Genomic DNA, 24,040 nt, shown 5'->3' on the forward strand with positions numbered 1-24,040 from the left:
CAATTCCATGGCCTCCGGACTCGAGCTCACAACCCTCGGACATCGCATCCGACACCACCGCACGCGCAGCGGCATGACCCTGGACGAGCTCGGCGCCGCCGTCGGTGTCGCAGGCTCCCAGCTCAGCCTCATCGAGAACGGCAAGCGGGAGCCGAAGCTCTCGCTGCTGCAGGCCATCGCCGACGCGACCGGCACCGAGGTGAGCGACCTCATCTCCGGCGAGCCGCCGAACCGGCGCGCCGCGCTGGAGATCGAACTCGACCGCGCGCAGTCCAGCTCGGTGTTCCGTCAGCTCGGGATCGCCCCGGTGCGGGTGAGCAAGGGCATGCCCGACGAGACGATCGAGTCGATCCTGGGCCTGCACCGCGAGCTGCATCGCCGTGAGCGCGAGGCGATCGCCACGCCGGAGGAGGCGCGGCGGGCCAACACCGAGCTGCGTCTGAAGATGCGTGCGCTGGACAACCATCTGCCCGAGATCGAGGCGCTCGCCGAGAAGCAGCTGAAGGCGGCAGGGCACTCCTCGGGAGCTCTCACGCACCGCACCGTGAGCATCATGGCCGAGCAGCTCGGGTTCGAGCTGCTGTACGTCGACGACCTGCCGCACTCCACGCGCTCGGTCACGGATCTTGAGCATGGGCGGATCTACCTCCCGCCGGCATCGATCCCCGGCGGCCACGGCCTGCGCTCGATGGCGCTGCAGGCGATGGCGCACCGCCTGCTCGGCCACACTCCCCCGACCGACTACGCCGACTTCCTGCAGCAGCGGGTGGAGATCAACTACTTCGCCGCGTGCTGCCTCATCCCCGAGACCGCGGGCGTCGCCTTCCTGCAGCAGGCGAAGAAGGACCGCAACCTCGCCGTCGAGGACTTCCGCGACGCGTTCGGCGTGACCCACGAGGCCGCCGGCATGCGGATGACCAACCTCATGACGAAGCACCTCGACATGCGACTGCACTTCCTGCGCGTGGACGAGTCGGGCGCGCTCACCCGTGTGTACGAGAACGACGACCTGCCGCTGCCGATGGACGTCACCGGATCCGTCGAGGGTCTCACCGTGTGCCGCAAGTTCTCGGCGCGCGCCGCCTTCAGCCAGCGCAATCGCACCACGGAGCACTACCAGTACACGGACACCCCGTCCGGAACGTTCTGGTGCTCGACGCAGACCGGATCCACCGACGGCGGCGGCTTCTCGATCACGGTCGGTGTGCCGTTCGACGACGCCCGCTGGTGGCGCGGGCGGGAGACCACCGATCGTGCGCAGTCGACCTGCCCCGACGAGGCGTGCTGCCGCCGCCCTCCGGCCGGGATCGCGGAGCGCTGGAACAACAAGGCCTGGCCGAGCGCCCGCGTGCACACGCACATGTTCTCGCCGCTCCCCCGCGGCGCGTTCCCCGGCGTCGACGACAACGAGGTGTACTCCTTCCTGGACCGCCACGCCGCCCAGTAGCAGCGGGCCGGCACGGCGGTCAGTGCACGGTGCTCAGCGCGTCGCTCAGTGCACGGACACGAAGTCGGCGTAGCGGCGCAGGGCCGCAGTCACCGCGGCGGGATCGGGTGCCGGCTCTCCGCTGAAGAGCTCGGGGATCGGCTCGTCGCGGTGCCGGCCGACCGCCGCAGAGTGGGTCCAGGCGCCGGCGATGCGTCCGCCGGCGAGCAGGCTCGCGCGCACCATGCCGTTCTTGCCGGGGCCGATCGACGCCATGCTCTCCGCCGATGCCACGGCCGAGCGGTCGGCGTAAGAGATGTAGTACTCGTCGAACATCGGCAGAGCGAGCGCTCTGGCGTCATCCGCCCCCGGCCCGCGTCGCGGGCGGGCCGCTCCGAGGAACACGCCCTCCGCCTGCTCGGTCACGCGGGGGCGCCCCCGCTCCGCGGCCTCGCGTGCCACGGTGATGGGCAGACCCGACCACCACGCGAAGTCATCGATCGTGGCCGGGCCGTGTCCGTCGACGTAGCGCACGAAGAGCTCCGCGAGCGGATCCTCCGGAAAGGGCGTTTCGGGGATCCATTCCGCCGCGAGCATGAACAGCTGCTCGCGCGACACCGCGTCGTCGCGGTGCACGACGGGCCCCTGCACGAGGATGCCGCGCACGTTGAGCGCGTAGATGAGGTGCACTCCGCGCTGGCCCGCCGGATCGATGCCGATCTCCGCGAGGTCGTCGAACAGCTGCGCCCTGGTGCGCCCGCCGTCGGTCAGGCGCTCGCGGAACGCCGCCTCGACGCGGGCGATGAGGGCGTCGTCGATGCCGAGCTGGCGCTGGCGGGTCGCGTCCTGGCGGAGCTGGCGATCGCCGGTCACCGACAGCACCCAGCGCAGGTCTTCGGCGGGGATCACGTGCAGTGTGCCCCGCATGGTGTGGGTGCGCACGAGCTCGCCACGGTCGAACGCGGCGTCGACGGCGGCGAGCGTCGGCGCACCGGACGATCGGATGCCGAGCGCCCAGCGGCCGGCGATGAATTCCTGGCCCTGCACGGCGAGCATGTGCCGGGCGGCGGCGACCGGGGTGCGCGCAGGGGCGGTGAGCCGGTGCGAACGGAGCCGTTCGCTCAGGAGAGCCGTCATGGGGTCCATCATGCCGTGAGGTGCGGACACTGGGCGGGCGCCGCGGACAGCACCACGCACGCTGTCGGGACTCGTCGAACAGCGCGGATCCGTCGGATCCGATGAGTTTCCTATGACGATGCTCAAGGCGGCCGATTCTTGGCTTTCTCTGTCAAACGGACGCCGACGATGGTGCCATGGCATCGCTCACCACCCTCACTCCGGTCCCGCGATTCGTCGCCGCGCCGGCCCGCCGGCTGCGCCCGGCGCTCTGGCGGATGGCCGCGGTGACGCTGATCTGGGCGACGAGCCTGTTCGTGCTCGCGCTCTGGGTGAGTGGCGCCGGGGTCCAGTCCCTGCTGGCTGTCGACGGCGACACGCTCACGACACTGGGCCGCCTGACCGGCCTCGTGTCGGCGAACCTGCTGCTGTACCAGGTGCTGCTGATGGCCCGCGTACCCGTGTTCGAGCGCGGCTTCGGCCGGGACGGCATCACCCGGCTGCACCGCCTCGTCGGGTTCTGGTCGTTCTGGCTGCTGCTGGCGCACCTGGTGCTCATCACCGCCGGGTACGCGATCACGTCGCACACCGACGTGCTCGTGCAGGCCTGGGACTTCGTCTGGGACTACCCCGGCATGCTGCTCGCGACGGCCGGCACGGGACTGCTGATCCTCGTCGTTGTCACATCGATCCGCCGGGCGCGCCGTCGGCTGCGCTACGAGTCCTGGCATCTGCTGCACCTGTACGGCTACCTCGGCGTGGGCCTCGCGATACCGCACATGCTCTGGACCGGCGCCGACTTCACGGCCTCCGCCGGTGCGACGTTCTACTCGTGGGCGCTGTGGGCGTGCACGGCGTTGTGCGTGCTGTGGTTCCGGGTCGCGGTGCCGCTGATCCGCAGCGCCCGGCACGGACTGCGCGTGGTCGCCGTGTCGCCCGACGGCCAGGACGGGGTGTCGGTCCGCGTGGCCGGTCGCGACGTGCATCGACTCGGAGCGCGCGCCGGCCAGTTCTTCATCTGGCGCTTCGTGGACGGACCGGGCTGGACCCGCGGTCACCCGTTCTCCCTCGCGGCGGATCCGGCCGGCGACGAGCTGGTCATCTCGGCCCGCCGCGTCGGCGACGGCACCGACCGGCTGGCCGAGCTGCGTCCAGGCACTCGCGTCATGGTCGAGGGCCCGTACGGTCACATGACCGGCGAGCGCCGGAGCGGATCACGCCTGCTCATGCTCGGCGCCGGAGCGGGCGTCGCGCCCCTCGTCGCCCTGCTCGAGTCCGAGCCGTACGCGCCTGGCGAGGCGATCCTCGTCACCCGCGACTACTCCGCCTCCCACGGACTGCGCCGCGCGGAGATCGACCGTCTCGCCGTCTCCCGCGGGCTCGTGCACTACACGCTGCACGGGCGCCGTGCCGAGACGGGCACGAGCTGGGTGCCCTCCACGCACGCCGAGTGGGACGGTGCGCAGCTGCTGCAGCGCATCGCCGGAGACCTGTCCCCGTACGACGTGTACCTGTGCGGACCCGTCCCGTGGATGCAGAGCATCCGCCGCGACCTGCGCGCCGCCGGCGTCGCCGCCGAACGCATCCACAGTGAGGCCTTCGCCGTCTGAGCGGCGGATGACGGATCCGAGAGCGAGAGAATCATGAAGAAGATCGTCTACGCCGTCCTCGCCACGCTGACCGGGCTGGTCCTGCTGTTCAGCTACCGCACCTCGCTCGAGGTGGTCACGCCGGCCGCGAACGGCACCACGGGCACGACCAAGAGCACGACCGGATCCGCCACCGGGACGAGTCCGAGCAGCACAGCGTCCGGGACGGCCTCTGGCGCGTCATCCGACACCGCCTCCGGATCGTCCTCCTCCACGACCTCGGGACCCGGATCCGCCACGACCCCGACCGGTCTCAAGGACGGCACGTTCACCGGCCAGGCCGCCGATACCCGTTACGGCGCCGTGCAGGTCGCGATCACGGCGTCCGGAGGGCAGATCACCGACGTGTCGGTGCCGCAGTACCCGAACACCGAGCGCCGTGACGAGGAGATCAACGCGCAGGCGATCCCGATCCTCGTCTCGGAGACCAAGGGCGCCCAGTCGGCGCAGATCGACATGGTCTCGGGCGCCACGTTCACCTCGGACGGCTACACCCAGTCGCTGCAGAGCGCGATCGACCAGGCGAAGGCATGACATGAGCGCCGTGGCACGGCCCGTGCAGCCGCCGTCTTCCGAGCACGCGCGCGCGGCCGGACCTCGGCGCCACGTCGTCACCGCGGAGCTCATGGGTACCGTCGCGAGCGCGCATGTGCTCACCGCCTCCTCTTCCCCCGCCCCGGACGTCGCCACACGGATCGCCGCCGCGCAGTCGGCGGCGATGGACGAGCTGCACGAGATCGACGCACTGTTCTCCCCGTTCCGCGCCGACTCGCAGATCTCGCTGCTGCGCGCGGGCTCGTTGCGTCCCGAGGATGCGGATCCGCGGATCCTCGAGGTGTCGGAGGCCTGCGTCCGCCTCGCGTCGGCCAGCGGAGGGCGGTTCGACGCGAACCGGCACGGCTGGTTAGACCCGACCGGGTACGTCAAGGGCTGGGCCGTCGAGCGAGCGGCCTTCCGGCACCTCGCCCCGCTGCTGGCCGAGGACGGCATCCTCGCGGCGGGGCTCTCCGCGGGCGGCGACATGCAGCTGGTCACGGCGCCCGGTGCGGACTGGGTCTGGACCGTCGGCATCGCGGATCCGCTCCGCCCCGGCGCCGTGCGGGCACAGGTGCCGTTGCGGGAGGGCGCCGTCGCGACCTCCGGGCCGGCCGAGCGCGGGGCGCACATCGTCGATCCCCGCACGGGATACGCCGTGCGCGATGCCCCCACGGCGACCGTGATCGCCGAGCACCTGAGCGACGCCGACGCCTGGGCGACGGTCGCCGTGGTCGCGGGCTTCGACGACCTCACCTGGCTGCGCGCCGCCCCCGACTGCTCCGGGATGCTGATCGCGGCGGACGGTCGGATCCGCCGCTGGGCGCACGGGGTGGAGGTCGCCGTGGTCCCCGCGGAGACGGCGCTCCTCAGCTGAGCGCGAGGGGCAGTCGCAGCAGGAATGTGGTGCCCGCGTCCGAGGTCTCCTCGATCTCGACAGACCCGCCGTAACGCGTCGCCATGTCGCGGACCAGCGCGAGGCCGAGCCCGAATCCGCGCCGCCTTCCGGTCTCGGGACCACGGGCGAACCGCGTGAAGATCCGCTCCCGGTCCTCGGCCCTGATGCCGGGACCGCGGTCGGCGACTCGGAACTCCGCGAAACCTCGGCCCGCGCTGCTGCCGGCTCCCGCCGAGAGCGCCACTGACGAACCCGACGGCGCGTGCTGCACGGCATTGTCGAGCAGAGCCGTGCACAGACGGGTCAGGGTGACCTCGGGCACGGCGACGGACAGCCCCGCCGGGACCGCCGCCTGCAGCGTCACGTCCGCGCTCTCCGCGATCGGCCGGATCAGGTCGACGGCGCCGTGCACCGCCGCGGCGGCATCCGACACCGCCGCCAAGACAGGCCCCTGGTCGGATTGCGCTGCCAGAAGGAGCTCGGTGAGGATGTCGTCCATCGCCGCCGTGTCACCGCGCAGCCGGTCGAGGGCATCGCCGATGTCTTCACCGCGGGCCACACGGCGCTGCAGGATCTGGACGCGGCTGGACAGCGCCGTGAGCGGGGTGCGCAGTTCATGGCTGGCGTCGGCCACGAAGTCGCGCTGCGCCTGCAGCGCCACCTCCAGCGGGGCGACCGCCCGCCGGGCCGTGAACCACGCGATGAGCCCGAGCAGCGCCACTCCCGCGATGCCCAGCACGACCACCCATGGCAGCACCCGGTCGACATCCACGACGACGTGATCGGGGTTTCCGATGTCGAAGTCGCCAGGCCGGGGCCCCGCCGTGACGCGGTCGTCTCCCTGCGGCCGCGAGGTCGCGAGGATCACCGCGATGAGTAGTCCGACCCCGGCGGCGATCACGATCGCCGAGGCGAGGCCCGTCCACACCCCGATCTGCCGGGCTGAGCGGCGCACCCGATCGCGATCGGCGGATCCGCTCACGACGTCGTCCCCCGTCGCCGGGCGCACAGGATCATCCCGGATCCCCCGCCCGGTAGCCGCGCCCGCGCACGGTGTCGATCATCTCCGGCGTGGACTTGCGCCGGATGTAGTGCACGTAGGTGTCGACGGTCCCGACGCCGTCCGCCGAGGAGAACACCCCGCGCAGGATCTCCTCGCGACTGAACACCCGCTCCGGACTCGCAGAGAGGAACTCGAGCAGCGCAGCCTCCGTGGCGGTCAGCGACACGCGCGCGCCGGTGGGCGAATGCAGCACCCAGGAGTCGGGGATGAACGTCCACGCGCCGATCGCCCGCCGACGGCCCTCCGCCTGGAAGCCGCGGCGCAGCGCGCGCAGCCGCGCCAGCAGCTCCTCGAAGTCGAAGGGCTTGGTGAGGTAGTCGTTGGCGCCCGCGTCCAGCCCCTCCACGCGATCCGGAACGGTGCCGAGCGCGGTCAGCATGAGCACGGGCGTGGTGATCCGCGCGGTGCGGACCGCCTCCACCAGGCGCGCCCCATCCATGCCGGGAAGGCGGCGATCGACGAGCATGACGTCGTAGCGCTCGTCGAGCGCCCGGCGCAGCGCGACGGCGCCGTCGGTCACGTGGTCGACGGCGTAGGTCTCGCCGAGCACCTCGAGTGTCATCTCGGCGATGTCCGCGTCATCCTCCACATAGAGGAGACGCGGCCGGGCGTCGATCATGCAGGCCTCCTGTCCTCAGGATTGCACCACACGCGTTCCAAGACGAGGCCCAGGAAACGCCCGGTTCGGGGCGCCCTCCACGCAATCGGGGCGCGTCCCACCGGGAAGATCCGGCGGGACGCGCCCCAGAATGCGACGACGGACCCCACACGACGGGGAGCCGCCCGATGCGAGCGCTCAGCCCTGCAGCGTGACCTCGCGGCGCACCGGCAACACGATCGGGTGCGAACCGGCCATGACCTCGAGCACGCGGATGACCTGGCTCGAGTAGCCGAACTCGTTGTCGTACCAGACGTAAAGGATCACGTCGGTGCCGTTCGCGATGGTCGCGAGGCCATCGACGATGCCCGCCCGGTGCGAGCCGACGAAGTCGGTCGAGACGACCTCGGGCGACTCGACGTAGTCGATCTGCTGGCGCAGCTTCGAGTGCAGCGACACGCGGCGCAGGTAGTCGTTGATCTCCGCCTTCTCGGCCGGACGCTCCAGGGTGAGGTGCAGCACCGCGAGCGACACATCGGGCGTGGGCACGCGGATCGCGGATCCGGTCAGCTTGCCCGCGAGTTCCGGCAGAGCCCGGGCGACGGCCTTCGCGGCTCCGGTCTCGGTGATGACCATGTTCAGCACGGCGGAGCGGCCGCGGCGGTCTCCGGAGTGGAAGTTGTCGATGAGGTTCTGGTCGTTCGTGAACGAGTGCACCGTCTCGACGTGGCCGCGGACGATGCCGTACGCCTCGTCGACCGCCTTCAGCACCGGCGTGATCGCATTCGTGGTGCAGGACGCGGCGGACAGGATCCGGTCGTCGTCGGCGATGGTGTCGTGGTTGATGCCGTGCACGATGTTCTTCAGATCGCCCTTGCCCGGGGCGGTGAGCAGCACCCGGGCGACGCCGGTGGACTCGAGGTGACGGCTGAGGCCGGCCTCATCGCGCCAGCGGCCGGTGTTGTCAACGACGATCGCGTCGCGGATGCCGTACGCGGTGTAGTCGATCGTCGCGGGGTCGTTCGAGTAGATCACCTGGATCCGGGTGCCGTTGGCGATGAGCTGTGAGTTCTCCTCGTCGACGTCGACGGAGCCCTCGAAGCGGCCGTGCACGGAGTCGCGCAGCAGCAGCGACGCGCGCTTGACCAGGTCGTTCTCGGCGCCCTTGCGCACGACGATGGCCCGCAGGCGCAGCCCGCTGCCGCCGCCGGTGTGCGCGATGAGGATGCGGGCGAGCAGACGCCCGATGCGGCCGAAGCCGTACAGCACCACGTCGGTGGGCTCGGCGGGCGAGGCCTCGCCGAGGGCCGGCGCGAGCTCGACGCGGAGGCGCTCGGTCAGCCCTGCGACGTCGCCCTGCACGCTCTCGCTGAGGCGGCCGAGGTCGAGCGATGCGGCGGAGGGCGAGATTTCGCGCAGCGCCTCGAGCACGGCGAGGGTGTCCTCGAGTGCGAGCTCGTCATGACCGAGCGCGGCGACGCGCTCGTGCACCTCGAGAATCTCCGTGGTGGACAGGCCGAGCAGGCGATGTCCGTGCAGCGACGTCACCACGTCACGATCGCGGTTCAGCCCGCCGATCAGCGGGATCATCCGCTCTGCGAGTTCTTCTCTGGCCTTCCAGTCGTCGCGGCGCGCGGCGAAGTCGTTCATCAGCGTCCTTGCAAGCAGATGCGCCAGGGGTCAGTGGCGCGGGATCGGGAGGGGCGGATCCGCCCGTATCCAGGGTAGGCGGACGCAGGACGCGCGCCCGGCCGATCCGGGGTGCAAGAATCGCGGTTCTTTCCCTGCCGCTCAAGGCGAGCGCCGACATGTCCGCGCACGGGAACGCAAAGAGCCCGGAACCCGCGCCTGGACACGGAGCCCACCTTGGTCCATCCAACGCCGCACGCCCTCCCACCTTTCGTCTACACTGGTGGAATAATGAACGCGAATCACCTCGGCGATGAGGCCGACCTCCTCCTGCGCGGCGGACGGATCCGCACGCTCGATCCGGGCGGGTCGACGACCGACGCCCTCGCGGTTCGAGCGGGCCGCATCATCGCCCTGGGTGCGGAGGCGCTCGGGCTCCACGCGACCGAAACCGTCGATCTCGACGGCCGCACCGCCATCCCCGGCGTGAACGACGCGCACCTGCATGCCGCCTGGCTCGGCGCGCGCTGGCCGCACCTGTTCTTCTCCGACGCCTCACCGCACGAGCAGCCCTCTGGCACGCTCATACGCACCGCCGTCGAGCGCCGAGCCGCGCTGCGCAACGCCTGGCGTCTGCTCGCCGAACTCGGCATCACGAGTTACACCGAACCCGGGATCGGCCCAGGTGAGGACGCCGGCGAGACCGGGTGCTTCGGCACCGCGATGATGGACACCTACCTCGAGCTTCATCGCGCCGGCGTCCAGACCGCCCGTGTCACGCTGCTGCGTCTGTTCGGGGAACTGGACGGCTCGGCCGACCTCGCGGCCTTCGAGCAGGGGATCCGCGCGCCGAAACCCGAGACGGATCCGCACTGGCTCGCCGTCACCGGGGTCAAGATCTTCGCCGACGGGATCCCTCCGATGACGACCGCCTGGGTCAGCGAGCCCTACCCCGACGGCACGTCGGGCGGACTGCTGCCCCAGGGCGCCGAGGGAGCGCTGCACGCGTACCGGCGCATGATCGGCCTCGCCGTCGAACGGGGCGAGCAGGTCGCGGTGCACGCGACGGGCGACCGGTCGATCGAGGAGTTCCTGCGGGTGCTCGAGGCGCACCCCAGGGCCGCCGCCGCACCGCACTACGTCGTGCACGCCGACCTCGCGACCCCTGCTCAGATCGAGCGCATGGGCGCCGTCGGCGCCGGCTTCGCCGTGCAGCCGCTCATCGCGGAGCACACCCGGGACTGGGCGGGCGCACAGCTCGGCGCGGCCCGTATCGCCGCCGCCTGGCCGCTGAGCCACATGATCGCCTCGGGGGCGCTGACCACGATCACGAGCGACGCACCGATCGCGACGCCGGACTGGCGCATCGGCCTGGACGCCTCGCTCGCGCTGCTCGGCCGCGACGACGCGGGCATCCGCGAGCAGCTGCTCCGGTGCGTGACCATCGATCCGGCGCGCCAGGACGGCGCCGCAGCCTGGAAGGGATCGCTCGAGGTCGGCAAGGTCGCGGACATCACGGTCCTGGACGAGGACCCCGCCGCGCCAGGTCGTCCGTTCGGCGATGTCGGCATCGCGCGGACCATCGTCGACGGCAGGACGGTGTTCGCACAGGCGTAGTGCGGGCGCGCGAGCGACCACCACACCGCTCGCCGCCTCACGCTCGCCACGGAGCCGTGTGGATGAACGGGGCGGGCGACGCGTCCGCTCGTCGCCCGCCCTGGATCCGGTCCCGTCCGCGAGAGCCGGATCCTGACGCGCGGCCTCGCCCGGAACAGGAGCCGCGCGAGGCCGCGCCGCTCTCACACCGCCGTGGCGATGAGCACCCGCGGGCTTGCGGGGAGGGCGATCTTCTCGCGCACCTCCCAGCCCGCGTCGGCCAGCCAGCCGCGGACCTGCGCCTCGGGGTAGACGACCGTGCCGTCGATCACGAGGTACTCCCCCGCATGCAGCGCGTCGATGCCGCGCTGCTGCGCGTCGTCGTCGAGGAAGAAGTCGAGCACGGTGAGGGTGGCGCCGGGCACCGCTGCGGCCCTGAGGTTGCGGAAGAGCTGCGCGTTCTCCTCGGCCGAGAACCGGTGAATCACGTGGTTCGCGAGCACCGCATCGTAGGCGCCCTGCGGCTGCGCGCCCGCCGTGTCGCCGACCTCGACCGTGGCGCGGTCCGCCACGCCCGCCGCCTCGACGGCCTCGGCGATGCCGCCCTCGAACCCGGGCGCGTAGAGGAAGGTGGTGCGCAGGCCCGGGTTGCGCCGCATCGCCTCGAGCGCGAAGCCCGCCGACAGGCCGCCGAAGTCCAGCGCGTTCGTCGCGGCGGAGAGGTCGACGAGACGGCCGAACTCCTGCGCGTGCAGGGCGTTGTAGGTCATGACGCCGGCCATGAAGGTCCCCCAGCGGGCGTCGTCCATCTGCAGGTCGCCGGGCTCGGTCGTGTCGACGGTGTGCGCGAACTGCAGCCAGTGCGGGTAGCTGATCTCGCCGAGGAAGGTGAGGAACGGCGCGAGGTCCACGACCGAGGCGTCTCCGGCCAGGTAGGCGGCCGCGTCCGGCTCGAGCGCATAGCGGCCTTCGGTACGCGTCAGCAGCCCCTTGCCCGTCATCGCGTCGGCGAGGATGCGCACGATGCGCTCACTCGCGCCGGTGCGCTCGGCGATGGCGGGGACCGTGTCGGCGCCATTCGAGATCGCCGGGAACAGGCCGATCCGGCTGGCCTCGAAGAGCTGCTTCGAGGCCATGTAGCCCGTCGCGATGTCCAGGATCCGCGCGGCGTCGGGAGTGGTGGTCATGTACATGCCTTTCATGTTTCTACAATTGTAGGAAATAATGGACAGGGGGTGTCCAGGGGAGCTTCGGGGACCGCGCCGGGCTCAGTCCTCGGCGAGGAACTCCACGACGGCGGTGCGGAACTCGGGAGCGTGCAGCGCCGCGAGGTGGTCGCCCGGCACCCGCACGACGCGGGAGCCCGCCACGGCGGCGGCGAGCATGTCGATGCCCTCCGACATCGGGTCCTCGGTCCCGCCGAGCAGCAGCACGGGCTGCGTCGGCGCGGCGACGGCCGCCGGGTCGAACGGCTCCGACGCGAGCCCCTCGATGAGATCGAGCAGCTCCTCGGGGCGGTTCCCGGGGAGCGCAGCCATACCCAGGATCATGCCGGTGATCGGATCCGCCGGCGCCGGCCCTCCGGCGAGCGCGGCTCGGGCGGCGGGCAGGTCGACCATCGTGAACGGCTCCCACGGGCTGAGTCCGCCCAGTGCGAGACGGTGCACCGCGACCTCGGGGTGCCCGGCGAGCGCCCACGCGAGACGCGCGCCCAGGGAGTAGCCGACGACGTCGATCTCCTCCCCCGAGGCGATCGACGCGACAGTCTGCGCGAGCAGGTCGACCACGCGTGACGTGGAGAGCACGCCGGCCGCAGGACTGTCGCCGTGCGCCGGCAGGTCCACGAGCAGAGCCGGTCGATCCGCGAGGGCAGGCTCCCATGCGGCGCAGGGCCAGTCGAGCCGGGCGCGCGAGGCGAGGCCGTGCAGGAACAGGGCCGGTCGGCCGGTACCCTCCGAGCGGACGACGGACAGGGCGATCCTGGGTGCGCCGGTCATCGGGCGCCCTCCTCTCGATGACGCGTGGAGGCCGCCCGGAGCAGGGTCAGCGCAGCCGCGCGAGGAACTGGTCGATGTAGGCCTGATAGTCGGCGATGCGATCGCCGTCGGGGTACATGAGGTTGATCACGGTCGCTCCCACGGCGGAAGAGATGTATTCGTTCGCCAGGGGCGCGAAGTCCTGGTCGCGGATCGCGCCCTCGTCGCGGGCCGCCTCCATCCGCTCCACGAGCGATGCGCGCCAGGAGCGCAGATGGCTCCGGTACAGCTCTGCGAGCTGCTCGTTCGACATCGCGTACTCCCAAAGCGCGAGCAGCACCCGTCCGGCGGCGATCTGCTCGGGATCTCGCGGGATCGTCGCCTCCAGGAAGCTGCGCAGCGCCGCCTCCGCACCGTCCGGGGCGGATCCGGCCTCCTGCACACCCTCGGAGATCTGCGCGAGGATCGTCTCGAACGTCGCCGCGACGATGCTCTCCTTGCCAGGGAAGTAGTGCTTCAGGGCACCGTTCGCGAAGCCCGCCTCGGCGGCGATGCTGCGCATGGTCGCCGCCTCGAACCCGCCCTTGAGGATGATTCCCTTGGCGACCTCGACGATCTCCCGACGACGCTGATCGTGATCGATGATCTTCGGCATGGGTTCCTTCCGACATGGCGTCCGCCGGCGACGCGCACCGGGGCGCGGACGTGCGGAATCGCTGCCTGCTACCGTACCGGGGCATCCGTGGCCTCGCGCAGCGCCAGCCATTCGGCACGGCGCGTCCTCTGCTTGACGGGGTCGGCGACCGGCGACGCCAGGCGCAGTCGCTCGGCATAGGGATGCCGCGGCGAGCGCGTGACCTGCTCCCCCGCTCCGGTCTCGACGATCTCGCCGTGGTACATCACCGCGACACGGTGGCACACCCGCCGGACCACGCCCAGGTCGTGCGAGACGAACAGGTAGGAGACACCGGTGTCGCGCTGCAGCTCGATGAACAGGTCGAGGATGGTCGCCTGCGTGGTGAGGTCGAGCGCGCTGACCGGCTCGTCGCACACGATCAGTCGCGGCCGGCGCACGAGAGCCCGGGCGATGGCGATGCGCTGACGCTGACCGCCGGAGAACTCGCTCGGATAGCGGTCCATCGCGGTCTCGGGCAGGCGCACCCGGTCGAGCATCTCCCGTACGCGCGCCCGCGCCTCGGATCCGCCCAGTCCGCTGGTCAGCAGCGGCTCGGACAGGATGTCGCCGATGGTCATCGCCGGGTTCAGGGATCCGTACGGATCTTGGAACACCACCTGCACGTCGGCCGCGAGGGCGCGTCGTTCCGCGCGACCGAGGGACGTGATGTCCCTGCCGTCGAAGCGGATGCTGCCGCCGGTCACGGGTGCGAGGCCGAGGATCGCCTTGCCGAGGGTGGACTTGCCGGATCCGGATTCGCCGACGAGACCCATGCACTCCCCGGGCGCGACGTCGATCGAGACGCCGTGCAGCGCGCGGAACGCCGACCGGCCACGGCCGTACTCGACGACCAGATCCTGCACCTCGAGCAGCGCGGTCATGCGCGCACCTCCGTCGTGTCCGTCGTGGCGCCGGCCGCGGGGTCCGACGCGTCGAGCGCGCTGCGCCGGCCAGCGTCGGGCTCGGCCCGCCCGGCCGCGTCGAGCTCCGCTCGCCCCAGGGCGTCGTCGAGCGATGCCGCGATGAGCTCCCGCGTGTAGGGCTGCTGCGGGTGCGCGAACAGCGGATCCACATCGCCCTGCTCGACGATCTCGCCGCCGCGCATCACGATCACGCGGTCGCAGATGTCGGCGACGACGCCGAAGTTGTGCGTGACGATCAGCAGCGCCATGCCGTACTCCTGCTGAAGCTCGCGCAGCAGTTCGAGCACCTCGGCCTGCACGGTGACATCGAGCGCGGTGGTGGGCTCGTCGGCGATGAGGATCGACGGCCGGCCCGAGATCGCGCCGGCGATGAGCACGCGCTGCGCCATGCCGCCCGAGACCTGGTGCGGATAGCTGCGCAGGACCCGGTCCGGATCCGCCAGCCCCACCCGCAGCAGCACCTCGCGCGCCCTGGCCTTCGCATCAGCGGCGCTCATGCCGTGCACGCGGCGCAGCGGCTCCACGAGCTGGTGGCCGATCGTGTACGACGGGTCGAGGTTGCTCATCGGCTCCTGCGGCACATAGCCGAGCTCGCGGCCGAGCAGGGCCTGGCGCTGCTTCGGCGTCGCCGTCGTGACGTCCTCACCGGCGATGCGGATCGCGTCGGCCGTGCTCGCGCCGCTCGCGGGCAGCAGGTCGAGCACCGAGAACACCGTCTGCGACTTGCCGGATCCGGACTCGCCGACGATGCCGACGACCTCCCCGGGGGCTACGTCGAGCGTGACACCGTGCACCACCTCGACGACGCCGTTCGGGGTGGCATGGCTCACCCGCAGGTTCTCCACGCGCAGTGCGGATCCCTCCACCGCGTGCCGCACGGTACCCGTCGCGGGAGTGGCGGCGGCCGCGGCGTCCATCGCCGTAGCGCGGCGGCGGCGCAGCCGCGGGGTGCGCACCTGGGCCAGTTCGGCGAGGGTGGAACCCATGATCGCGAGCACCGCGATCGTCAGGCCGAGCGCGACCGAGGGCCACAGCAGCATGAGCGGATAGGTGAGCATGAGGCGGAAGCCCTCGAGCATCATCGCGCCCCAGCTGGGCACGTTCGAGTCTCCGATGCCGAGGAACTGCAACCCGGCCTGCATGCCCATCGCCATGCCGGCGGTGAGCGCCGTCTGGATGATGACGGGCGGGTAGACGGCGGTGACGACGTGCCGGGAGATGATGCGGGCATCGGACAGACCGGACACGCGCGCCGCGTCGATGTACGGCTCCTCGCGCACGCTGAGGGTCTGCGATCGCGCGATGCGGAAGTATCCCGGCACCATGAACACGCCGACCGTGACCATGAGCAGCTCGAAGTTGTTGCGGCTGCCCGCGGCGACGACGAGCAGGATGATCATGCCGGGGATGGACTGCAGCGCGTCACTCACCCACATCGCGACCCGGTCGAACGGACCGCGGAAGTAGCCGGCGGCGACGCCGGTCGGCACTCCGATCACGACGGCGGTGACGATCGTGATGAGCGCACCCCAGATCGTGATCCGGGTGCCGTAGATGAGCCGGCTGAGGATGTCACGGCCGGTCGAGTCGGCGCCCAGCGGGTGCGTGGCAGACGGCGGGGCCTTGGCGGCGGCGAGGTCGACGAAGTTCGGATCCATCGGCGCGAGCAGCGGGGCGAAGACGCCCACGAGCACGATGAGGACGAAGATCGCGAGCGGGATGTACCCGCCGGGGTGACGGAGGAACCGGCGGAACAGGCTCGAGCGACGCCGCTGCCTGGCGCGATCGAACGCGACGCGGATGTCGGTGGTGGTCATGCGACGCGCACCTTCGGGTTGATCCAGCCGAGCACGAGGTCGAGCAGGAGGTTGATGATCACGACGAAGACGATCGACACCACGGTGATGCCGAGGAGCATCGGGATGTCGCCGTTCTGCGAGGACTGATTGGTCAGCTGCCCGATGCCGGGGAGGCTGAAGATCTGCTCCACCACGATGGCGCCGCTGAGCAGGCCGACGAACATGAGGGCGATGACGGTGAGCGCAGCCGGTGAGGCGTTGCGGAGGATGTGCAGGTTCACCCTGGCCGGCGACAGACCGCGACTGCGCAGGGTGCGCACCCAGTCCTGACGGCTCTGCGCGATCACGGCGTTGCGCAGCTGCTCCGAGACGGCGACCACGCCGCCGAGCGCGAGCGAGATCGCGGGGAGCGTGAGCGAGCGGATCCATCCGTCGACGGACTGCGACGGCTGCACGTAGCCGACCGCAGGGAACCACTTCAGCTGCACCGCGAACCACAGGACGAGGACCAGGCTGACCCAGAAGCCGGGCAGCGCGAACAGCACGACCGAGATGCCCTTGAGGATCCGGTCGAACCAGGTCCCGGGGCGCAGACCCGTGATCATCCCGAAGGCGATGCCGAGCACCGCCGTGATGAGCGTCGCGAAGGTGACGACGGAGAGGGTCACCGGGACCTTGATGGCGAGTTGGGCGCCCACGGGCTGGAAGTTGCGCCAGGAGGATCCGAAGTCGCCGGTGACGAGGTGCGAGAACCAGTCCCAGAACTGCACCAGCAGCGGACGGTCGATGCCGATCTTCGTCGCCAGCGCGGCCTGCTGCGCGGGGCTCGCGGTGGTGCCCAGAAGCGCAGCGGTCGGATCCTTGATCGCCAGGTGCGCGAGGAAGAACGTCGCGACGGAGACGACCACGAGCAGCACGATGCCGGACAGCAGCCGCTTCGCGGTGAACAGGAGCATGAGGACCTCTCGGGGGGTGAGGAGGAACGGGGGCCCGACCTACGACGGGTCGGGCCCCCGGGGCGTCAGCCCTTGGTGATGTAGCGCAGCGTCGGGAACATCATGCCGATGACGGGCTGGACCTTGATGCCGGACACCGAGTAGTAGGTGTTGTCCGCCTGGTACCAGACCGACCACCAGGCCTGGTCGACCAGGGCCTTGTTCAGGTCCTTGATCGCCGCCGTCTGGTCGGCGCCCTTCGTCTCCTGGACCTTCTTCACGAGCGGCGCGAGGACCGCGTTGCTCGCGTAGTCGGGTGCCGGGTTGAACCACTGCTTGGAGGTGACCTGCCGGGCCACCGTCGCCACCTCGTTGCCGTCCATCGCGAGGAAGGAGATGAACATCGGGTAGTTCGGCGCGTTCAGCTGGTAGTCGGGCATCTGCATGTTGTCCCAGGTGACCTTGACGCCGATCGCGGTCAGCGCCTGGTCCGCGGCGGGCTTCCACTGCTCGAACACCGGCGACATCGGCATCGAGATGTCGAACCCGTTCGGGTAGCCGGCCTCGGTGAGGAGCTGCTTCGCCTTGTCCACGTTGTACGCGTACTGCTTGTTGAGCGAAGGGTCGTTGATCGAGCCGCCCTCCGGGAACACCTGGTTCGTCGCGGCGCCGGCGCCGCTGCCGACGGCCTTGAGGATCGCGGCGCCGTCGAAGGCGTAGTTCAGCGCCTGACGGACCTTGAGGTCGCCGAGCGCCTTGTTCTTCGCGCCGGTGTGATCGGTGATGACGAGACCGGCCCAGCCGGAGACCCGCGAGACCGTGTTCCAGCCCTGCTGCTGGGCCGCGTCCTTGTTCGTGATGTCGCCGTACTGCACGTTGATCTGGCCGCTGAGCATGGCGTTCTGGCGCGCCGTGGCGTCCATGATCGGGAAGATCGCGAGGTTCTTGAAGGAGTACGCCTTCGCGTCCCAGTAGCCGGGGACCTTCGTGAAGTGGTACTCGGATCCGGCGACGCTCTTCGCGCCGTCCAGCGTGTAGGGGCCGGAGCCGACCGGCTGCTTGCCGAGCGTGCCCGCGGCGATGGCCTTGGGCGACATCACGTAGCTGCGGCCGAGCCCCATGAAGTACAGGATCGTGTCGTCGCGCTGCGTGAGGTTGATCTTGACCGTGTGGTCGTCCACCGCCTCGAAGGACGACACGTTCGTGTAGGCCTCGCCGGAACGGGCGCCCGCCTTGAGGTAGTCGAGGCTCTTCACGACCGCGTCGGCGTCGACCGGGGTGCCGTCGCTGAAGGTCCCGCCCTTGTGCAGGGTCAGGGTGATGCTGAGGTCGTCGGAGGCCACCTCCCACTTCTCCGCGAGGGCGGGAACCGGCTTGCCGTCCTTGTCGAGGGCGACCAGGGCGTCGTAGACCGCGGACAGGTACGGCCCGTCGAAGCCGATGTCGGCCAGGGCCGGATCCCAGGACGTGACGTCCAGGAAGTTGCCGATGTTGAGGTCGTCGGGGGCGTTCGCGGCAGCGGCGGCGTCGCTCGTCTGCGTCGTGGTGCCTCCGCCGCCGGAGCAGCTGGTGAGGGCGAGGGCCGCGGCCACGGCCGCGGCGATCGCGAGGGGCACTCGTTTCATGGTTCCTTCTCTCGGTGCGGGTTGAGGTGAAGAAGGGTTCGAAGGGCCTTCGGCCGCGCTCCGGGGAGCCATACCGACGTCACTCCGATGTGTCGTTGCGTTTAGTCTACATGTGTGGAAAAAGAACGCAAGCGGTTCTTCTCACAGGACGGACCGGATCCATGACCCTGCGCGAATCACCCTTGTCCGAGCGCGCAGAGCTGTCGCCCGTGCGGCTCGGACGAAGGCGATTCGCGCTCAGTCCGCGACCCGCGCGACCTCGCGGTCGATCTCGCGCAGCTCCGTGACGTCGTGGGCCGAACGCGCGCCGGGCAGGTAGTGGACGGCGAGCTCGGGCCCGTCGAACCGGTAGCTGCGATGCCTCTCGTACAGCTCCCAATCGACGGGACCGCCGTAGTCGTATCCCACGCTGATCCCCGTGAAGGGTGCCATTCCGAGCAGCATCGGCACCGACGGGATCCGCAGGCCGGCCGCGCCGTCGACCTCGAGCTCGACGCTCCAGCGCAGATCGTCCTGCTCCGCCATCCTCAGCACCAGGCGGTGCGCGCCCGGCGCGAGCGCCGCGCCGCGGGCGCGATGCATGCGCCCGTAGGCGTTGTAGGACACGAGCGGCGCGCCGTCGTCGATCGCGACGAGGTATCCGCCGCCCTGGTCGCCGTGCGCGAGGAGCACGCCGGCGGAGTCGCCCGTGGTGCGCACGTCGATGCGCACGTCGAACGACCTCAGCACCGTCAGCGCGGCCGACCGGTAGCGCTCGAGCGGAGGCCGGTAGGGCGAGAGCGTGACGGGATCACCCAGCGGGCGCTCGGTCGCGGGTCGGATCCGGTGCAGGGATCCGTCGTCGTCGAGCGGGAAGACCGCGTTCGCCCATGCCTCCTCGCGCCAGCGCTCGGCGAGCAGTGCAGCGCGCTCCCCGTGCTCCGCCGTGAGGTCGCGCGTCTCGGTCGGGTCCTCCGCGAGGCGGTAGAGCTCCCAGGCCCCGCCGGCCGCGCCCTGCTCCCGAGTCGGCGGCGTCGTGGAGATCGCCTTCCAGCCGTCGTCGATCAGCGCGCGACTGCCGAAGCACTCGAAGTACTGGGCCGGTCTCCCCGGCGCCCTCGGGTCGCTCAGTAGGTCGACGACGCTGCGGCCGTCGCTCGGCACGGACTCCTTCCCGTGCCGGCGGTCCAGCCGCGGAGTCCCGGTCAGGTCGAGGATCGTCGGGGCGAGGTCCGACACGAAGACGAACTGGTCGCGCAGCCCCGCCGCCATCCGCGCCGGCGCGGCGGGCCAGGACAGGATGAGCGGGGCGTGCACCCCGCCCTCGTAGAGCGATCCCTTGAACGAGCGGAACGGCGTGTTCGAGACACGCGCCCAGCCGGCGGGATAGTGCGCGAACAGCCGCGGACCGCCGATCAGGTCGACCTCGCGCGGCTCGTCGGGCACCCAACCCTCCGGATCCGGCCCCATCCTCCCGAACTGGGCGAAGTAGCTGCGGGTCCCGCGCGGACCGCCCTCCGCGGTGCCGCCGTTGTCGCTCGCGACCACGACGATGGTGTTCTCGCGCTCACCGCGCTCCTCGAGGTGCGCGAGCAGCCGGCCCAGGCTCTGGTCGACCTCGTCCACGGCCGCGGCGTAGACCTCCATGTACCGCGCGAACAGCTCCCGCTCCGCGTCGTCGAGATCGTCCCAGCGCGGGATGCGCGCCTCGTCCGCGAGTGCACCCTGCGGCAGCGCCGCGTCGCCCGCGACGATGCCGCGTTCGCGCTGCCGGGCAAACCGCTCGTCGCGCAGCGCGTTCCACCCGGCCTCGTAGCGGCCGCGGTACTTCGCGATGTCGGCCTCCTTGGCCTGGATCGGCCCGTGCACGGCCGTATGCGCGAAGTAGAGGAAGAACGGTTTGGCCGCGTCGTTCGCGCGCAGGTCGTCGATCATCCCGATGGCGCGGTCGGTGAGGTCGTCGGTGAGGAAGTACCCGTCGGGGAACTCCGGCACGTCCAGGACGGAGTTGTCCTGCACGAGTCGATGCGGGTGGTGCAGCGAGGTGAACCCGTCCATCGATCCGAAGTAGCGGTCGAAGCCGCGCTGCAGCGGCCACGACGACCGGTCCGCCCCGTCGTGCAGCCGGGAGTCGACGGTGAGATGCCACTTGCCGACCATGAACGTCGCGTACCCGCCGGCCCGCAGCGACTCGGCGAGGGTGGGGGCGTCCCCGGGCAGCGTGCACGAGAACCCCGGATAGCCCGGGTCCGTGTGGGCGACGAGGCCGAAGCCCGCCCGGTGCGGGTTCAGCCCGGTCAGCAGGGCGGCGCGTGCGGGTGAGCACAGCGGCGCGGTGCGGTAGTTCGTGAAGGTCCATCCTTCCTCGGCCAGCCGATCGATGTGCGGGGTGTCGATCTCGCCGCCGAACGGTCCCAGGTCGCTGAAGCCGAGATCGTCGATGAGGACCACGATCACATTCGGCGCCCCCGGTGCCGCGCTCGGCTGCGGCGGCCACCACGGCTCCGACTCCGACGTGAACTCCCCCACGCGTCCCCCGAACCCGCGGTAGGCGGAGGACGACGCCGTCTCATCCTGAACATCCATGCTGCGTGCTCCTCGCCCCTCGGTCCCGTTCTCGTCCCGGTGGTGGGCGGAGCCCGCCACCGGGTTCACCATGCTCCGTCGTCGCGCACGTCGACGTCGGCCTGCAGCCCGGCAAGCGCCTCGCGCACCTCGGCCCCGCGCTCGGTGACCAGGGCGAGGGCGGCGTGGTTCTGCTCGAGCTGCCCGATCCGTGAGGCGCCGAACAGCACGTTCGCCGCCGCCGGATGGGTGAGGCAGAACGCGATGCCGAGTGCCGCGGGCGTCACCCCGAAGTCGTCGGCGATGCGGGCGACCTCCGGGTACAGGGCGAGGATACGCTCGCGGATGCCGCCGACGTCGGCGCCGATCTTGCGCTGGGGCGCGCGGCCGGTCGCGAGGATCCCGCCCTCGAACACGTCCGAGGCCTGCAACGCGAGCGTCCCGTCCGCGAAGAGGGGGCCGTACGCGGCGCCCTCCGCCATGGCGCGCCGGGCGATTCCGTACTTGAGCTGGGCGAACGAGGGCCCGACGAGACCCGTGTCGGCCGCCGCGGCCAGCGCGGTCCGCGTGTGCCCGATCCGCCAGTTGTTGATCCCCCAGCCGCCCACGAGCCCCTCGGCGATGAGCTCGTTCACGTCGGTCACAATCCGCGCTACATCGGGCTCGTCGAGGTAGTCGCCGACGACGAGCGTGTCGAAGCGGTCGAGTCCCGCGCGCTCCAGACTCTCGACGAGCTGGGCGCGGAAGGACTGGTTCGGCCAGTCCCAGAGCCACAGCTTGCCGCACAGCACGATCTCGTCCCGCGCGACGCCGCTCGCCCGCAGGGCCTCCCCGAAGAGGATGTCGGTGCGCGAGTTCTCGGCGTGCGGCCCCATGTTGTAGTACGCGACGTCGAAGAAGCCGGCATCGAGCTCGACGGCACGGCGAATCATCGTGACGGCAGCGTCGGGATCCATCCGATCCCAGGTGTTCCAGGATCCCAGCGCGAGCGGTGGGACGGTGAGCCCGCCGAGGGCGCGGTGCGGAAGTGTCGACGCTGACATGAGTACTCCTTGCTCTGAGGGCGTTTCGTCTCGGGCGGCTTCGCCGTCCTCGCTCAACGACCAGGGGGATCCCGGGTTGCGTTTTTCTATGCTTGTAGAATATAACGGAGATGCCCCGTCAGAGAGGACGTGAGATGACCATCTCCCCCCGCCGCATTCTCGTCACCGGAGGAGCCTCCGGGCTCGGCCGCGGCATCGCCGCCGCCTTCCGCGAGGCCGGAGACGAGGTGATCATCGGCGATGTGAACGCCGACGCCGCGGCCGCGGTGGCTGCGGAGCTCGACGCCACCGCACTCGCGCTCGACATCTCCGATCCCGCCTCGGTCGCCGCGGCGGGAGAGTCACTCGGCACCATCGACGTGCTCGTCAACAACGCCGGCGTCGTGCTCGGCGGCGGCACCCAGCAGCAGGTCCCGCTCGAGGTCTTCGACGCCGCCGTGGCCGTGAACATCCGCGGCACGTTCCTCATGCTCCGCGAGTTCGCCCCGCGCCTGCCCGACGGCGGCGCGATCGTGAACACCTCGTCGATCGGCGGGCGCCAGCCCACGCCCGGCATGGGGCACTACGAGATGACCAAGGCCGCCGTCGACGCTATGACCCGCACCGCCGCGATCGAGCTCGCCGGGCGCCGGATCCGCGTGAACGCGGTCGCGCCCGGCCCGATCCTCACCCCGCTCACCGCCGGCTTCGCCACCGACCCCGAGGCGCGCGCCGCCTGGGAGGCGCGGATCCCGCTCGGCACGATCGCCGAGGTCGAGCAGGTCGCGCCGCTCGTCGTCTTCCTCGCGGGCGACGCCGCGAGTCACATCACCGGCGTCTCCGTCCCCGTCGACGGCGGCCAGCTGCTCGTCTGAAACATGGTCGCTGAGCCTGTCGAAGCGCCTGATCCCGGAAGGATCCGCATGACCATCCCCACCACCACCCGCGCGGCCGTGCTCACGGAGCACGGTCAGCCCCTCACCCTGCAGGATCTGCCGCTCCCGGCCGAGGTCGCGCCCGGCGCCGCGCTGGTGCGGATCGCGGTGTCGACCCTGTGCGGCACCGACATCGAGATCTGGGAGGGCAGGATGACCTTCCCCGGCATGCTGCCGATGGTACTCGGCCACGAGATGGTCGGCGAGATCGTCGCCCTCGGCAACGGCACCGTCGACGCGCTCGGCCGGTCGCTGCACATCGGCGACCGGATCGGGTGGTCCGAGTCGACCTGCGGCGAGTGCTACGGCTGCGTCGTGCTGCGCGAGCCCGTGCACTGCTCCCGGCGCGGCTACGGTTTCCTGCAGCGCTCCGACGTGCCGCCGTTCGCCACCGCCGGCCTGTCCGAGTACGCCTACGTCACGCCGGGGGCGGCGAAGCTGCTGCTGCCGGACGCGGTCAAGGACACCTGGGCCTCGATGGCCGGCTGCGCGGCGAAGACCGTGCTGCGCGCGTTCGAACGCGGTGGGAGGATCCGGCCCGGCTCCACGGTCGTCGTGCAGGGCGCCGGCGCACTCGGCATCTTCGCGACCGCCGTGGCGAAGATCTCGGGCGCCGGGCGTGTCATCACCGTCGGCGCACCGGCTGCGCGGCTCGAACTCGCGGCGCGGTTCGGCGCGGATGCGGTCGTGGACTTCCGCGACGGCCCCGTCGTCGCCCAGGTCATGGAGCTCACCGACGGACGCGGCGCAGACCACGTGTTCGACTTCGCCGGCGCCCCGAGTGTGGGGCCGGACGCCGTCGGCATGGCCGCGCAGCGCGGCACCGTCGTGATCGTCGGATCCACCGGCCCCGTCGGGGACGCCTTCCCGGTCAGCACGCTCATGGGCAAGGAACTGACCATGGTCGGCTCGCTCAACGGCGACATCGCCGACTACGCCCGCTCGATCGACTTCTTCCAGGCCTTCGCCGACCGCTACCCGTGGGACGAGCTGTTCAGCGCCCCCGTCGGACTCGCCCAGGCCTCCGAGAAGATCGCGAACATGCACCACCTCGATGAGGTCGAGGCCGTCATCGACCCCCGGCTGTGAGGACCAC

The 24,040-nt window shown here is 71.0% G+C and carries 20 protein-coding genes; 7 read left to right on the forward strand and 13 right to left on the reverse strand.

Features of this window, described 5'->3' with window-relative positions; all coding sequences use genetic code 11:
* Nucleotides 1-7 precede the first annotated feature (7 nt).
* On the forward strand, nt 8-1,447 hold the full coding sequence (locus AC1DMN_RS06910; protein ID WP_440733383.1) for a helix-turn-helix domain-containing protein: 1,440 nt from the start codon (nt 8-10) through the stop codon (nt 1,445-1,447).
* Nucleotides 1,448-1,492: 45 nt separating this feature from the next.
* Here AC1DMN_RS06910 and AC1DMN_RS06915 read toward each other — a convergent pair whose 3' ends face one another.
* Nucleotides 1,493-2,563, reverse strand: a complete 1,071-nt coding sequence (locus tag AC1DMN_RS06915; RefSeq protein WP_477230904.1) for a winged helix DNA-binding domain-containing protein — start codon at nt 2,561-2,563, stop codon at nt 1,493-1,495.
* A 176-nt stretch (nt 2,564-2,739) separates the two neighbouring features.
* Between AC1DMN_RS06915 and AC1DMN_RS06920 the strand changes: the two genes are divergently transcribed.
* Genes AC1DMN_RS06920 through AC1DMN_RS06930 form a run of 3 tightly spaced genes read left to right on the forward strand, consistent with a single transcriptional unit; the run spans nt 2,740 to nt 5,602 of the window.
* On the forward strand, nt 2,740-4,152 hold the full coding sequence (locus AC1DMN_RS06920) for a ferredoxin reductase family protein (protein WP_477230905.1): 1,413 nt from the start codon (nt 2,740-2,742) through the stop codon (nt 4,150-4,152).
* A gap of 33 nt (nt 4,153-4,185) precedes the next feature.
* A complete protein-coding gene (locus AC1DMN_RS06925; protein WP_477230906.1) occupies nt 4,186-4,725 on the forward strand; it encodes an FMN-binding protein in 540 nt (179 codons plus the stop codon).
* A gap of 1 nt (nt 4,726) precedes the next feature.
* Nucleotides 4,727-5,602: an FAD:protein FMN transferase gene (locus tag AC1DMN_RS06930; RefSeq protein ID WP_477230907.1), complete on the forward strand. Its 876-nt coding sequence runs from the start codon at nt 4,727-4,729 to the stop codon at nt 5,600-5,602.
* On the opposite strand, the gene AC1DMN_RS06935 is transcribed toward AC1DMN_RS06930, so the two are convergent.
* From AC1DMN_RS06935 to AC1DMN_RS06945, 3 genes are all read right to left on the reverse strand, one after another.
* Entirely contained in the window at nt 5,595-6,605 is a 1,011-nt protein-coding gene (locus AC1DMN_RS06935) for a sensor histidine kinase (protein WP_441977264.1), read from the reverse strand. The genes AC1DMN_RS06930 and AC1DMN_RS06935 overlap by 8 nt on opposite strands.
* Before the next feature lie 31 nt (nt 6,606-6,636).
* Entirely contained in the window at nt 6,637-7,305 is a 669-nt protein-coding gene (locus AC1DMN_RS06940) for a response regulator transcription factor (RefSeq protein ID WP_477230908.1), read from the reverse strand.
* Nucleotides 7,306-7,482: 177 nt separating this feature from the next.
* Nucleotides 7,483-8,934, reverse strand: coding sequence for a glyceraldehyde-3-phosphate dehydrogenase (locus AC1DMN_RS06945; RefSeq protein ID WP_441977266.1), 1,452 nt, complete (start codon nt 8,932-8,934; stop codon nt 7,483-7,485).
* A gap of 270 nt (nt 8,935-9,204) precedes the next feature.
* Here AC1DMN_RS06945 and AC1DMN_RS06950 point away from each other — a divergent pair, with 270 nt between their 5' ends.
* Nucleotides 9,205-10,530 carry an amidohydrolase gene (locus tag AC1DMN_RS06950; protein ID WP_441977267.1) on the forward strand — a complete coding sequence of 442 codons (1,326 nt, stop codon included), beginning with the start codon at nt 9,205-9,207 and terminating at the stop codon, nt 10,528-10,530.
* Between the two features lie 182 nt (nt 10,531-10,712).
* Here the strand turns inward: AC1DMN_RS06950 and AC1DMN_RS06955 are convergent, their stop codons facing one another.
* The 9 genes from AC1DMN_RS06955 to AC1DMN_RS06995 all read right to left on the reverse strand — a co-directional run bounded on the left by AC1DMN_RS06955 (nt 10,713) and on the right by AC1DMN_RS06995 (nt 22,030).
* Complete coding sequence (locus tag AC1DMN_RS06955; RefSeq protein ID WP_477230909.1) at nt 10,713-11,696, reverse strand: methyltransferase family protein; 984 nt, start codon at nt 11,694-11,696, stop codon at nt 10,713-10,715.
* An 81-nt stretch (nt 11,697-11,777) separates the two neighbouring features.
* Nucleotides 11,778-12,506: an alpha/beta fold hydrolase gene (locus AC1DMN_RS06960; protein ID WP_477230910.1), complete on the reverse strand. Its 729-nt coding sequence runs from the start codon at nt 12,504-12,506 to the stop codon at nt 11,778-11,780.
* 46 nt (nt 12,507-12,552) lie between these two features.
* The gene (locus AC1DMN_RS06965) at nt 12,553-13,140 is read right to left on the reverse strand and encodes a TetR/AcrR family transcriptional regulator (protein WP_440733394.1); all 588 of its coding nucleotides are present in this window, start codon (nt 13,138-13,140) and stop codon (nt 12,553-12,555) included.
* Nucleotides 13,141-13,208: 68 nt separating this feature from the next.
* Entirely contained in the window at nt 13,209-14,042 is an 834-nt protein-coding gene (locus AC1DMN_RS06970) for an ATP-binding cassette domain-containing protein (RefSeq protein WP_441977270.1), read from the reverse strand.
* On the reverse strand, nt 14,039-15,901 hold the full coding sequence (locus AC1DMN_RS06975; RefSeq protein ID WP_477230911.1) for a dipeptide/oligopeptide/nickel ABC transporter permease/ATP-binding protein: 1,863 nt from the start codon (nt 15,899-15,901) through the stop codon (nt 14,039-14,041). The genes AC1DMN_RS06970 and AC1DMN_RS06975 overlap by 4 nt, the downstream gene beginning before the upstream one ends.
* On the reverse strand, nt 15,898-16,839 hold the full coding sequence (locus AC1DMN_RS06980) for an ABC transporter permease (protein WP_441977272.1): 942 nt from the start codon (nt 16,837-16,839) through the stop codon (nt 15,898-15,900). The genes AC1DMN_RS06975 and AC1DMN_RS06980 overlap by 4 nt, the downstream gene beginning before the upstream one ends.
* 65 nt (nt 16,840-16,904) lie before the next feature.
* Nucleotides 16,905-18,443: an ABC transporter substrate-binding protein gene (locus AC1DMN_RS06985; protein WP_441977273.1), complete on the reverse strand. Its 1,539-nt coding sequence runs from the start codon at nt 18,441-18,443 to the stop codon at nt 16,905-16,907.
* Nucleotides 18,444-18,680: 237 nt separating this feature from the next.
* The gene (locus AC1DMN_RS06990; RefSeq protein ID WP_441977274.1) at nt 18,681-21,008 is read right to left on the reverse strand and encodes an arylsulfatase; all 2,328 of its coding nucleotides are present in this window, start codon (nt 21,006-21,008) and stop codon (nt 18,681-18,683) included.
* A gap of 65 nt (nt 21,009-21,073) precedes the next feature.
* Entirely contained in the window at nt 21,074-22,030 is a 957-nt protein-coding gene (locus tag AC1DMN_RS06995; RefSeq protein WP_477230912.1) for an aldo/keto reductase, read from the reverse strand.
* Between the two features lie 134 nt (nt 22,031-22,164).
* Here AC1DMN_RS06995 and AC1DMN_RS07000 point away from each other — a divergent pair, with 134 nt between their 5' ends.
* Together AC1DMN_RS07000 and AC1DMN_RS07005 are read left to right on the forward strand one after the other, a co-directional pair.
* Entirely contained in the window at nt 22,165-22,884 is a 720-nt protein-coding gene (locus tag AC1DMN_RS07000; protein WP_441977276.1) for an SDR family NAD(P)-dependent oxidoreductase, read from the forward strand.
* A 48-nt stretch (nt 22,885-22,932) separates the two neighbouring features.
* On the forward strand, nt 22,933-24,033 hold the full coding sequence (locus AC1DMN_RS07005; protein ID WP_477384025.1) for a zinc-binding dehydrogenase: 1,101 nt from the start codon (nt 22,933-22,935) through the stop codon (nt 24,031-24,033).
* Nucleotides 24,034-24,040: the final 7 nt, after the last annotated feature.

The sequence above is a fragment of the Microbacterium sp. 01T413_2 genome (assembly GCF_056398985.1).

Bases quoted from the DNA above. Each gene is read 5' to 3' on its own strand.
- AC1DMN_RS07000 (WP_441977276.1), top strand. From the start codon at position 22,165: ATGACCATCTCCCCCCGCCGCATTCTCGTCACCGGAGGAGCCTCCGGG.
- AC1DMN_RS06950 (WP_441977267.1), top strand. From the start codon at position 9,205: ATGAACGCGAATCACCTCGGCGATGAGGCCGACCTCCTCCTGCGCGGC.
- AC1DMN_RS06920 (WP_477230905.1), top strand. From the start codon at position 2,740: ATGGCATCGCTCACCACCCTCACTCCGGTCCCGCGATTCGTCGCCGCG.
- AC1DMN_RS06940 (WP_477230908.1), bottom strand. From the start codon at position 7,305: ATGATCGACGCCCGGCCGCGTCTCCTCTATGTGGAGGATGACGCGGAC.
- AC1DMN_RS06990 (WP_441977274.1), bottom strand. From the start codon at position 21,008: ATGGATGTTCAGGATGAGACGGCGTCGTCCTCCGCCTACCGCGGGTTC.
- AC1DMN_RS06930 (WP_477230907.1), top strand. From the start codon at position 4,727: ATGAGCGCCGTGGCACGGCCCGTGCAGCCGCCGTCTTCCGAGCACGCG.
- AC1DMN_RS06975 (WP_477230911.1), bottom strand. From the start codon at position 15,901: ATGACCACCACCGACATCCGCGTCGCGTTCGATCGCGCCAGGCAGCGG.
- AC1DMN_RS06970 (WP_441977270.1), bottom strand. From the start codon at position 14,042: ATGACCGCGCTGCTCGAGGTGCAGGATCTGGTCGTCGAGTACGGCCGT.
- AC1DMN_RS06995 (WP_477230912.1), bottom strand. From the start codon at position 22,030: ATGTCAGCGTCGACACTTCCGCACCGCGCCCTCGGCGGGCTCACCGTC.
- AC1DMN_RS06915 (WP_477230904.1), bottom strand. From the start codon at position 2,563: ATGACGGCTCTCCTGAGCGAACGGCTCCGTTCGCACCGGCTCACCGCC.
- AC1DMN_RS06910 (WP_440733383.1), top strand. From the start codon at position 8: ATGGCCTCCGGACTCGAGCTCACAACCCTCGGACATCGCATCCGACAC.
- AC1DMN_RS06985 (WP_441977273.1), bottom strand. From the start codon at position 18,443: ATGAAACGAGTGCCCCTCGCGATCGCCGCGGCCGTGGCCGCGGCCCTC.
- AC1DMN_RS06925 (WP_477230906.1), top strand. From the start codon at position 4,186: ATGAAGAAGATCGTCTACGCCGTCCTCGCCACGCTGACCGGGCTGGTC.
- AC1DMN_RS07005 (WP_477384025.1), top strand. From the start codon at position 22,933: ATGACCATCCCCACCACCACCCGCGCGGCCGTGCTCACGGAGCACGGT.
- AC1DMN_RS06955 (WP_477230909.1), bottom strand. From the start codon at position 11,696: ATGACCACCACTCCCGACGCCGCGCGGATCCTGGACATCGCGACGGGC.
- AC1DMN_RS06965 (WP_440733394.1), bottom strand. From the start codon at position 13,140: ATGCCGAAGATCATCGATCACGATCAGCGTCGTCGGGAGATCGTCGAG.
- AC1DMN_RS06980 (WP_441977272.1), bottom strand. From the start codon at position 16,839: ATGCTCCTGTTCACCGCGAAGCGGCTGCTGTCCGGCATCGTGCTGCTC.
- AC1DMN_RS06960 (WP_477230910.1), bottom strand. From the start codon at position 12,506: ATGACCGGCGCACCCAGGATCGCCCTGTCCGTCGTCCGCTCGGAGGGT.
- AC1DMN_RS06945 (WP_441977266.1), bottom strand. From the start codon at position 8,934: ATGAACGACTTCGCCGCGCGCCGCGACGACTGGAAGGCCAGAGAAGAA.